The 12234-nt window shown below is 32.5% G+C and carries 9 protein-coding genes; 1 reads left to right on the top strand and 8 read right to left on the bottom strand.

Translation table 11 applies throughout. The annotated features are described in order from the left end of the window. Positions 1-10: 10 nt before the first annotated feature. The 7 genes from ICJ84_RS11330 to ICJ84_RS11360 all read right to left on the bottom strand — a co-directional run bounded on the left by ICJ84_RS11330 (position 11) and on the right by ICJ84_RS11360 (position 10906). Positions 11-1399, bottom strand: a complete 1389-nt coding sequence (locus ICJ84_RS11330; protein WP_188216526.1) for a TlpA family protein disulfide reductase — start codon at positions 1397-1399, stop codon at positions 11-13. Between the two features lie 20 nt (positions 1400-1419). Beyond that, positions 1420-2262: a thioredoxin family protein gene (locus ICJ84_RS11335; protein ID WP_188216527.1), complete on the bottom strand. Its 843-nt coding sequence runs from the start codon at positions 2260-2262 to the stop codon at positions 1420-1422. 212 nt (positions 2263-2474) lie between these two features. Further along, positions 2475-3965: a PKD-like family lipoprotein gene (locus ICJ84_RS11340; protein WP_188216528.1), complete on the bottom strand. Its 1491-nt coding sequence runs from the start codon at positions 3963-3965 to the stop codon at positions 2475-2477. Positions 3966-3992: 27 nt separating this feature from the next. Next, complete coding sequence (locus tag ICJ84_RS11345; protein WP_188216529.1) at positions 3993-4769, bottom strand: DUF4843 domain-containing protein; 777 nt, start codon at positions 4767-4769, stop codon at positions 3993-3995. A gap of 17 nt (positions 4770-4786) precedes the next feature. Next, a complete protein-coding gene (locus tag ICJ84_RS11350; RefSeq protein ID WP_188216530.1) occupies positions 4787-6250 on the bottom strand; it encodes a RagB/SusD family nutrient uptake outer membrane protein in 1464 nt (487 codons plus the stop codon). A gap of 16 nt (positions 6251-6266) precedes the next feature. Further along, positions 6267-9551 carry a SusC/RagA family TonB-linked outer membrane protein gene (locus ICJ84_RS11355; RefSeq protein WP_188216531.1) on the bottom strand — a complete coding sequence of 1095 codons (3285 nt, stop codon included), beginning with the start codon at positions 9549-9551 and terminating at the stop codon, positions 6267-6269. 176 nt (positions 9552-9727) lie between these two features. Beyond that, positions 9728-10906, bottom strand: coding sequence for a FecR family protein (locus ICJ84_RS11360; protein WP_188216532.1), 1179 nt, complete (start codon positions 10904-10906; stop codon positions 9728-9730). A 136-nt stretch (positions 10907-11042) separates the two neighbouring features. Between ICJ84_RS11360 and ICJ84_RS11365 the strand changes: the two genes are divergently transcribed. Then, a complete protein-coding gene (locus ICJ84_RS11365; RefSeq protein WP_188216533.1) occupies positions 11043-11627 on the top strand; it encodes an RNA polymerase sigma factor in 585 nt (194 codons plus the stop codon). A gap of 5 nt (positions 11628-11632) precedes the next feature. Here ICJ84_RS11365 and ICJ84_RS11370 read toward each other — a convergent pair whose 3' ends face one another. Then, positions 11633-12226, bottom strand: coding sequence for an HD domain-containing protein (locus tag ICJ84_RS11370; RefSeq protein ID WP_188216534.1), 594 nt, complete (start codon positions 12224-12226; stop codon positions 11633-11635). Positions 12227-12234 lie beyond the last annotated feature (8 nt).

Below are 12234 nucleotides of genomic sequence, written 5' to 3' on the forward strand. Positions count from 1 at the left end.
ATTTAATTTTCTATTTAAGCAGTTGTAATAACTGTTGTTTTAACTCTGGGTCTGATGGTCGTTTAGCATCAGCATCTATAATTTTACCTTCGGGATCAAATAATAAAAATCGAGGAATGGCATTAATTTTATAATCTTTTGCTATAGCCGTGTTAAAGGCATCCTCAGAAATTAATTGCACTCCTGTTAGGGCTTCATCGTTCACAAAATCCAACCACTTACCATGATCTTTTTGTTTATCTAATGAAATACTCACAAACTGAATATTTTTCCCGTGTAATTCTCTCTCTAGCTCTTTCAGATAAGGGATTTGTTTTTTACAAGGTGAACACCAAGTAGCCCATACATCGATATACACATACTTTCCTCTAAAGTCTTTAAAAGAAACATCTTTACCGTTTTGATCTTTGTATGTAAACGGATAGCCTTGTGTTCCTGTAGATGTATTCTTAATTGATAATTCGTAGGTTTCAACCTCATTCTTAACAAAATCGCTTAAAGCAATACTCGCTCTTAATGGCTCTATATAATTTAAGTAATCCTCATTATATGATTTAAACTGATTTATAAATTTTAATGCCAGATAGCCTCTTAATGTGTCATTTTTAACATCATCGAACATCAAATTTCTAACTTTATTTGCATCAACCCCTTTTTTACCATAAAAAAACTTTAGCATTTGATTTAAATTAAGGGCGTCCATACCATTTGGCACATCCAAGATATCTGTCGTATTATAGATATCTGATGTTTTAAACCCTGAATAAAAATCCGGTAATTTATTAGGGTCTGGATGAGCTACTCTAGGCGTAAATAAAAACTGAATAGCCTCTCGTTCAATACTCGAATCAATATACAAATGCATAAGCTGGTTAAATTTATCATTATTAGAGTCAACCAAACCATGTTGCTTTTTCATTTCTGTAATAAAGTTCTCATAAAACGGGAAAAATTCAATATATGTTGTAGGCTTCGATTTACGATTTCTAAAATCAAAAGATTTTAAAGTATCGATAGATTTTACCCAATTATAAAGAATTTCATTTTCATCATCGGGAATTTGAGTCATTTCGTACTTATCATCAACATATACAATCTCAATATTTTGATTTCCATTTAAGTATATTGGTATATTCAGATTTTTTGTCCCTAAAATGTAAAACCCTTCGTCTTCGGGATTAACTGCAAAACCAAACGCATTGTCTTTATTAACCACTGATGTCCCTACCGGAAAAGTTTTTCCATGAGCTACCTTCCATAAGGTTAATTCATCTTCATATGGCATATCAAATACACCAGTAATAAAAGAATAAGACGTTTTATTGTCTAATTGCTTTACAGCACAAGACCAAGTAATACCACAAATTACTAGAACAAATATAATTTTCCTTAATTTCATTTTTTCTTGCCTCGTTGTTTTTATTGATTTTTACTTTCTAAAAAAGCCTTTTGAAATCCAGGATGAAAACGCTCCCATTCCGTTTTAGTAAAAATAGGCTTTGCTTTTTCTAAAACCTTATTGAATGCAGACTCTTCGCTTTTCTCTCCAAACAACATAGCCTTCCTTTTCACAATAGTTGCGATATTGTTTCTCACCTGCATTCTGCCATAGTTTTCTGCTAAAACAGCAGCATTGTCTAATACATAATCTGCATACTGTCCTCCAACTCTTAAGCCTGTCATTATAACAAATGGGATTTCGCTCCCTAAATCAGTTTGAGTTCTTAAGTAATTATCGCTCGTTTCAAAACTTACTTTTCTTTTGTTTTTTAAATAGGCATCACTATAAAACTGAGGATAATCTCCTTCTAAACTGGTACTATATTTTTTATACTCTTTATTTCTATTTAATTGCTTTACTTCATTGATTACAGCAACAAACTCATCAACACTATGATATCCTGATATAATATCTAAAGTTTTTCCATTTGGTGCTAAAAACAAAAAAGTTGGGAATCCTGTTACTCCATATTTTAAGGATAATTTCTTTCCTATGTCCTCTTTAAAAATATCTGCTTTAAAAGCAACAAAATCAGTATTTAATAATGATGATACTTCATCATTTGGAAAAACATTAGCATCCATTTGAGCACATGGTGCACAACCAGCAAAATATAAATCCACCATGATTAATTTGTTATTTTTTTGGGCATTTTCGAGAATATCTTTCCAATCACCCTTCTCAAATTTAGTTTGAGATATTCCAATTAAAGAAGATAAAAACAATACTACCAGAGCAGTTTGTTTGAGTGTATATTTCATGTTTATAACGTTTAATTTTTCTAACAAATCTATCCAAAACCCATATTAAAACCCTAAAAACACATACTAATATTTTGTTAATTTAAAAAATCATAAAATGCTGATTTTTAAATAAATAAACAAAATAAAACATATGAATTAAAACAAAAAAAAGGGTTGATTGATATAAACCAACCCTTTTAATTTTAGGGAAAACATAGTCTTATTAACTATTATCTTTCTCTATAATTAACACTCTTAATTTTACCAAAGCCTGAATATGAAGCTTCTAACTTCACACCAGCATTTAACTCTAAAATAGAGTAGAATTCCATAGTGCCATTTGTTCCTTCTGAACCTGCTGGATTGTAACTACCAACGATTAAATTATTTGATAAGCCGCTATATTTTGAATTTACCCAAAAATCATGAAATTTTATTAATGATATCTCTTCCGCTCCTTTATCTATTAGAAGGGTAGTAATACCTGCAGAAAAATTATATTGATATATTTTACTACCAACTGTGTAATACAAATAACCATACTCTGGGCTCACAGCATAAAGCGAAGCTTGATCAAAATCTGTAACATCAGCACCTATTTCACCAAAATAAACCTGAGAACTATTTGCTGAATTAAAATATGCTAAATAATATTTAGAATCTGTTGGATCTTGTAACACTGCAAACGTAGCTGCGCCTAGAGTACTATTATAATCATTACCTTCCATGTAAATTAAATCCATACCAACATTATTGTAATCAAACTTTGTTGATGCTGCAGCTGGCATTTGTGAAAAAACCCCTCTTCTACTTCTTACAAAACGTTTATTTGTTGTATCGTAAAAAATCATATAGTCTCCTTGTTTTCCTTTTCCTACCATTGGAGACACACTAAAGATTTCTGATCCTATTCTATTAATCGGTTCTCCATAACTAATACGCTGCTGCTGATAATAAAAATATGCATTTCCATTGGCCATAGCGTATGCTGAATACCCTGAATTAGATACTAAATTGTCGACTTTAAAATTATCTGCTTTTTGAGGTATAAACTCATAGCCAATACCATATTGTTCCACCCAATCAAAAGTATCCGGTTCTATTTTAGTGGTTCCATTACCTGAAGTAGAAATGTACACGCCATACTGTGTTGTAATGTATGCAAAAGAGTAAACAAAACTTGGCGTTCCTACTAAATTTAGATCAGATCCTCCCAAAACATCTGTAAACATAGTAAAACCACTTTCTAACTTGGAAACCATATCTAAACGAGATCCACCATTTACTTCGCTTAACACCAACCAGCCTTCGTAAATACTATTTGTAACCTCTAGGTTAAATCTTTTTTTGAACTCAATACCACTATTTAAGTCTGTTACTGTCAAGTAAACAAAATAACCTCTTGGTTTCAAATTAATCGTAACATCCAAATCCTTTTCTGTTGATAAACTTACTAAGTTAGTCCCCCCAGATATATCATCTTCAAAAGCTTCCCACTGGTAAGCATAATTACCTGAACCCATTTCGTCTTTTGTAAAATTTAATTCTGGAGTAATAACCAAATTATCAAATCTGGTCACTATGTAAGACTCTTTTATACCACTAAATTCAACCTCGTTTATATCTACATAATCATAATTTCCTTCATCCTTTGTGCAGGAAATCCCTAAAATAGCTACAATTAAAGCTATTATTACATTAACTTTTATATACTTATTCATGCTTGTTTTAATATTTTAGTTTCAAAATTATGCAAAACGACCTAATACCATCTCTGAGCCATCTTCTTCTAAAACTGGTGTTCCTGCTGCCTTTTGATCGATTAAATAATTTTTTAATACCTTAACCTGCGCAAAGAATGCATTTAAATCTGCACCTTCATCAAAATTTGGGACAGGAATACCATTAACTTCGGCAAATAAATACAGTTTTTTTGCCGAAAAATCGCCCAGATAATATATCATGAATCGTGACCAAAGTGCTGGTTCTACTAACATATCTGACAAAGTAATTTCGAATTCATTATAACTCAACAATCTATCAGCATTAGAGGCTTCCTTTGTACTTAAAAGATTTACATCAAAAAAATCATTTGACTGTAATTGCACTTTTAGAGATACAGAAACGTCTTTCAAATCTGTAGTTCTTAACAATGTTACAGGTAAAATAGCACGAACTGAATCAGCTGGCACAAAAACAGATTGCGGTATAGTAAAATGCTTACCTTCTACACCTGTACTAGATTCTAGTATATTAAAATTTACCTGACGATCTTTTGAAACTGGATACCCTTGCAACTTAACAGGTATATTAATAACTTTTTCTGTAATTGTAGGTAAATCGAAAGCAAATGACACTCCAATGCTATCAATAGTTTGAAAGCGGTTTCCTGGCGTTCCTTCCTTTGCCCACTCAAAATAAACAACATCATTTCCGTTAAATAAAGGTAATTCTTCTTTTGCACAAGAAACAACCGCTAAAGCTACAGTGCAAAATAACATAACGCTTTTAATATATTTTTTCATAAAATTAATTTTTAAGGTTAACGATATTCTGTTTCAGACAACGGAAGTGGCACCACATATTGATCTGGTCCCATTGTTAAGGTTCCTGTTGCCTGTTTTCCATTAGGAATCTTATCTAAGTTTAAACGCTTGTAATAAAAGAATAACTGTCCTTCCCCAAAAAACTCTTTCTGAATTTCTTTTTGAATTTCAATTTGAATATCAGTTACACTTTGAGAATCTAAACTTGTTAACCCCCTGTTATTTCTAACTGTGTTTAAATAGCCTAAAGCCAGATCTGGATCTATTTCTGTTTCAGCTGCGATATAATACATTTCGCTTATTCGAATTAAAGGTTGCATAAATTTAATATGAATATCATCCTTATCTGTATCTGTAATATCTGCAAATTTGAAAAATGTCTTATAATCTTTAGCTCCACTGACAGGCAAATCCCAAGACGATGCAAAACGGTAATCATCTAAACTGCTTTCAAACACTTCTTCTAAACGATCTTCATCTGGAACCAGAATACTAGAATCTGGAAGTGATGCAGAAAAATAAGAATTCTGACGACCATACAATGCTGTATTTATAGTCGAAAATAATACCTCTTTAGACATAATACGATCTGGAGAACCTCCTGCACCGAACACGTCACTTCTGGCTGTCCAAGGAAACCAAGGTGTGGCCTCATCAATAACAGCTTTAGCAGCCGCTAGAGCTAATGGTGTATTCCCTGCATATAAATAAGCCCTAGCTTGTAATGCTTTTACAGCATAATAATTAAGCCTGTTATTTCTAGCCAAAACGTGTTTATCGTTAGTTTCTACTATAAACGCATTATCCTGAGCTTGAGAGCCATCTGTTCTTACAGGATCGTTTTCAAGAAGTTGTTCAGCCATCAATAAATCTGCTAAAATATTATCCATTACCTCCTTGGCTGTTAACAAAGGGTTTGCTACAGCTTCTGGCTTGGTATAATAAGGAATAGCTAAATCATCAGAATTAGTACTATAAATAGGTCCGAATAATCTCAATAAGTCAAGATGATGCATCGCTCTAAGTCCTATCACCTCTCCTTTTAACAAGTTTTCCTGTTCTAAAGTTAAAGCTCCTGGATAGGTATCTAACCCTGTTAAAAAGTTATTCATACTTAAAATGTTAGTATATAACTCGGTCCAAATAGCATTAAATTGATTACGCACACTAGCATTGGTATAATCGTAGTCGGCTAAATTTATCCAATCTGATGAATTACTTAAAGGTTTAAAACGCTGACCTATGACCTCTACTGTACTCATGGTTAAATTACCTCCGTATCCACTCGCACTAATCATACTACCATAAATGCCATTTAAAGCATTAGAAATACCCTCTTTAGAGCTAAATACCTGCTCTTCTAAAAATTTATCTTCAGGTTTTATATCAAGATAATTATCACAGGAAGCTATTATTAAGCCCCCTAATAAGCCTAATGTATACTTTATATATTTTTTCATTGTCATCATTTTTAAATTAGAAGTTCGCATTTAAACTAAACGAAACCGTGCGTGCAAATGGGTAATCGATACCTCTCTCTGACTTGATAGAAGAAATTCGGAATATATCATTCATATACGCATTTAATCTTAGACGTTTTAAACCAATATTCCCCATCCATGGTTTATCTTCAAATTGATAACCAAAATTGATTGACTCACCTATAATCACATTCTCTTCTTGAATAAAACGTGAAGACATTTTTACGGCATCAAAATTGGTGATAGATTTAAATTGTGTAATATCTCCCGGAGTTTTCCATCTATCAGTTAATGCTCTTAAGTCTTGATTATAAATCCTTTCATCAATTCCCTGAACATTTCTATCATTGATGTTCTCTACTTTATTATACAAGGCGTTATTAAACACATCGCCTCCAAAACGGTATCTTAAATTAACACTTACACTAAAGTCTTTTACCCTTAAAGTATTACTTATAACACCTTCTAATGTTGGACGACTATTTCCTACTTTTTTAATATCGCTAGTGTTATAAACAAACGTAGGATTACCATCGGCAGATAAAAACACTTCCTCTCCTGTTGAAGGATCAATACCTAAAGATTCTACGGCCCATAAATCGTCTGGGCTATACCCGTCTTTATAACGCTGCAATGATTGATTATTCAAAGCTTCATCATTAAGCGATTGTAATGTGTTTTTAAAGTTATCATATCTACTCTTTACCGCTGCTAAGGTTAAACCTACAGTCCAAACTTTACTATCCTTAAGATTATAAATAGGAGAACCTCGGAAAATAACCTCCATACCTTTTGTGTCTAGTAACCCGGCATTTAATGGATATGAAACCACCCCTGTAGATGATGGTAAATCAATCTTCACTACTAATGGGTCTGTTAATTTCTTATAGGTATTAATTTGGGCTGTAATACGATTTTTAAACAACGAAGTTTCAAGACCAAAACTGTAATCCATAGTAGTTTGCCATCTTAAATTCGGATTAGCTAAAGTACTTAAATCTAACGACTGTCCAAAGCTATTTATATAAGTTGAAAATGTATAAATCGATACATCTGAAAGATTATTAAACCCTTGATTACCTGTACGACCAATACTACCTCTTAAACGTAACGAAGTAAATACTGCCTTATTCAAATCGAATTGGTTAACTAGATTCCAACCAGCTCCAACTGCCCAGAATGGAGAGTATTTTTTGTTAGACCCAAAAACCGTTGATCCATCTACACGATAGTTTAAGTCGAAAAAATACAATTTATTATAATTGTAGTTAGCACTTGCTACAAGGTTAACTCTTCTATACTCATTTTGTCCTGTGGATGGTTTAGAATTTGGAGAATAACTAAATGAATAAGCCGGATTACCGTTTGTACCAAGAGGGAATCCTACTGCCGACACACCTAATCTAGATGACTTATTTCCTTCAATTGAACCACGTAAGTTACCCGTTATACTATGTTTTCCATTTAAAACCGTAGCATAAGTGGCCATAGAGTTTAAAGTATAACTGAAATCTTCAGTTTGTGTATGTGTATAAGTACCACTTTCTAAATAACTTACGCCTGAAAATTTAGTATTTTCAGGTGCAACAAACACTTCCTGATTAGTTGTTAACTTATTTATTTGGAATCCTGTTGTTAAACGTAATTTATCGTTAACAGTCCACATTCCTTGTAAATTATTAGTTATTTGTATGTTGTTTGTTTTATCCTCAGAATTTAAGGACGCATTGTACAATGGATTTCCATATTTAGTACCGAAGTAATCATTAATATCTAAAAACCTTGTTACGTCTCCATTCTCATCAGTCTTTCTAAAATAAGGATTAGCCTGAGCAAAAGCAGCAAAAGAACCATATGGTGACTCTTGAGCATCGTAACCATTAATACGTAATCTGTTACTAATATTAATTTTCCCCTTACGATAAGTTAAATCGAAATTAGTACCCCAAGTATCACGGCCAGAGCCCTTCATTACTCCTTCTTGATTCCTGTAATTTAAACCTAAACCATAAGTTACATTTTCAGCACCACCACTAGCATATAATGAATGACCTAAGGTAGTTCCTACTCGAACGGGCTCATTTAACCAATAAGTATCTACGCCGCGTCTAATTTCTTTTAAAATTTCGTTATATTGCTCGTCTAACTTAAACTGACTTAAATTAAGGCTTGAAATTCCTTCTGTCCAAACACCAGACAATCTTTCATATTCCAATTTTTGTTCAGCATTCATTAAGTTATAATCAGTTAAATCTGGCATATCCACTCTTAAATCTGAAGTGTAGTTAACTAAAAGTTTGCCTTCTTTGGGCTTAATAGTTTCAACCACAATAACTCCGTTGGCAGCTCTAGCTCCGTAAAGCGCTGTAGAAGCCGCATCTTTCAAAACGGTAATAGACGAGACACGATTCATATCTAAATCTATAATAGTACGTAAAGTTGTTTCAAATCCATCTAAAACAAATAAAGGCTGGTTTGGATTGCCCCCAAACTCATCTCTTAAATCATCAGTAGAAATACTGGTTTTTCCACGAACTTCGATATTTGGTAAACGGTTTGGGTTAGACCCTAAAAGGTTATCTTCAACAATAACAAACGAAGGATCAATTGTTTTTAAACTCTCAATTACGTTTAAATTACCAATCGCTTTTAACTCTTCCCCTTTTACCGTTGTAACGGCTCCTGTAAAACTTTCTTTATTTCTTTCTACAATACCTGTCACTACAACTTCATCAAGTGCCTTAAAGTCTGGAACCATTTGCACATTAATTTGATTTTTCCCTCCAACCTCAACTTCTATGGTTTTAAAACCTATGTAGCTAAAAACTAATGTAGAAGCTTCATCTGCTAAAATGGAATAGTTACCATCAAAATCTGTCGTTGTCCCTTGTCTCGTTCCTTTTACTAAAACCGTAACTCCAGGTAAAGGCAACCCATCATTATCGGTTACCACTCCTTTAACATTAATTTCATTTTTAAATGATATGGAGTGACGCGGACTTATTAACACAATGCCATCTTCCGTTTTTTGAACACTATACGTATCACCTAATAATTTATAAATAATATCTTCTACATCTGTGTTATTAAAATCTACAAAGACTGTTCGATCCACATTAACTTCTTTATCACTATAAAAGAAATCTACATTAGCTTCTTTCTTAATCTCTTTGAGTGCTTCGTAAAGCTTAACCTTACCCATTTTTAATGAGATTTTCTGAGAAAAAGAAAACGCTGTTATACTAAAAAATGTAATACCTAACATGAGAGAACGTTTCATGAACCGTATAATTAAAGGGTTGAGTTTACTGAGTAACCTACAAGTTGTTGTGGTTAACTTTTTTTCCATAAATTTGTGTGTTTTGTTAATTAATTGAGTTTTAATAGTTTTTTATTAGCAAACAAATACTTCATGGGGAATGTTGCAGCATTTCCCATTTTTTTTTGCAGCCAATCTTACCTGGTTAGTGCTATTTCATATGTTCCTGTTTTTTTGTTTTTAGTTAATTTATAATTGACTTTAGTGGTTTTACTAATCATTTCTAATAGGTATTCTATCGGTTTATCTTTATATGCAACCCCTGTAAACGTCTCTTCTTTTAGCTTATCATTTTCAATAAAGACATCAACGTTATACCATCGACTCATTTTAACCAGAATCTGATCTAATCGCTCGCGTTCAAAGTAAAACTTGCCATCTTTCCAGGCTGTATAAATTCCAGCATCAACTGAAGCTACTTCAATATTTGAATTCTTTTTATCTAAAATCGCTCGTTCCCCTGGAGACAATATAGTACTCGAATGATCTTTTAACTTAGAGGTTAATGCGACACTTCCCTCAACCAAGGTTGACGAAAAATAGCTATCATCATCATATGAAGACACATTAAACTGTGTTCCTAAAACAGTCACATCAGTCGAATTTGTTTTTACAATAAACGGACGATTACTTTTAGTGACATCAAAATAAGCTTCTCCTTTTAATGTCACTACACGCTGATCACCTACGAAACGCTCAGGAAACTCTAACGATGTTGCTGAGTTTAACCAAACTTTTGTGCCGTCGGGTAATTTTATCTGGTATACACCACCTACAGGAACATATAATGTGTTCATTTTTGGTGATTCAATAATCAAATCTGCTTCTAGCGTATCATATACTAATCCTTCTTTAGTATTTTGAATACTCGCCATCTCATTTTGAGAGATCACCTCTTCCTGATGCTCTTCTAAATCAACTTTAGTTCCATCGGACAATACTAAGGTTGCTTTTTGATACCCTGGAAGAATTTCTTTCAAAGCATCTTTAGTAATCATCTCATCATTAGTGTAAGTCGCATTATAAACACCTACTCCAATAGTAATAAACAAAATTAATATCGCTGCATACTTTAAGAGCGTTTGTAGTTTAAAAACTTTTGGCTCTTTACGAATTTTCTTTAACAATGCTTCAACCGTGGCCTTTGTATTTGGGCTATTAACACTATAGGTTATCGCGTAATTGGTTTGAACAAAATCTTCAAAGATTTGCTTATTTTTCGAATCTTCCAACCATTTTGAAAGTTGCGCTAATTCCTCTGGATTCGCAGATCGAGATAAATATTTTATTAATATGTTTTCTATTTCTGAAGACATGAATATCTACTTTGTTTTTTAATTAATACTCAACAAATTTTAACTACCCTTACTTTTATTCTTTCTTTTTTTACTTTTTATTGTTTTTTTTGTGACATTTACGAAACATTTCTGTTGTTCAGATACCCTCTTAATAATGTCTACGTCACATGACCATAACATAAATTTAATACGACAGCTCCAAAATGGAGATGAAAAAGCATTTACCTTATTAATAAACACTTACCATAAGCCACTTTTTATCTACGCTCTCAATCTTACAAAAGACCACGCTGCAGCTGAAGACATTGTACAAAATACATTTTTAAAAACCTGGAAATACAGAAAGAAACTAAATACTGACTTTTCTATTAAAAACTTATTATACAAATCTACATTCAATAATTTTATAAGTCATTATCGCAAAGAAAAAGCTTTTCAGCCATTAGAAGAAACTTATATTGAAGCTATTAATGAAACCATTGATGAGGATAACGCTGATGTGATTTCAAAAAAAATAGCTCTGATTACTCAAGGTATTGAAGAACTTCCTAAAAAATGTAAGGAAATCTTTTTATTAAGTAAGCAAGACGGACTGACCAATATAGAAATAGCCGAATATTTAAACATTTCTATAAAAACCGTAGAGGGACAAATTACCAAAGCCTACCGTATTTTAAGAGATTTAATAGGTGATCAGTTAAAAGAAATATTATTCATTTTATTTGACGTCAAGAGATAATTCTATTAACAATTACCTGACTTAACCTTCTCCTTTAATTCCTGTATTCGCTGTTCTTTTTTAGGTTGCCTGAACCTTTTAGCAAACTCGGTGTGATACGTATGACTTTCTAAAAAAGAAATCTGTATTTTGTACCATTCATCTACCGCTATTGGTGTACCTTGAACATTCAACTCTTTAAGAAGCTGATCGCCTTTAAAATAAAAATCTCTTCTACCCAAATAGTCCAGATCTGAATCACAAATAATTTGTTCCAGTTTCGTTTTAGGGGATTGTGGTACTTTTGTCGCCATAATCAACCCTTTTATAATATTTATATCTTCTTTTGAAAACCCATGCTTGGTCATGAGTTCTTTGGCAATAACCACACCTTTTTCTTCATGATTCTCTCTTCCTATTATAAAACCAATATCATGCAACATAGCTCCCATTCGCAATAATTTGGCATGGTAACTATCAACTTTTAATCTTTTAATGTATTTATTCGCCACATTAAGTACATCGAGTGTGTGAATAATATTATGGTAGCAAAGCGCTTCAGGCAATTCTGTATTTAAAATATGTAATACATCTTTTCGAAGTTTTAAGTAGCCTTTCATACGCTATT

Source organism: Aestuariibaculum suncheonense (assembly GCF_014596935.1).
Taxonomy (GTDB): domain Bacteria; phylum Bacteroidota; class Bacteroidia; order Flavobacteriales; family Flavobacteriaceae; genus Aestuariibaculum; species Aestuariibaculum suncheonense.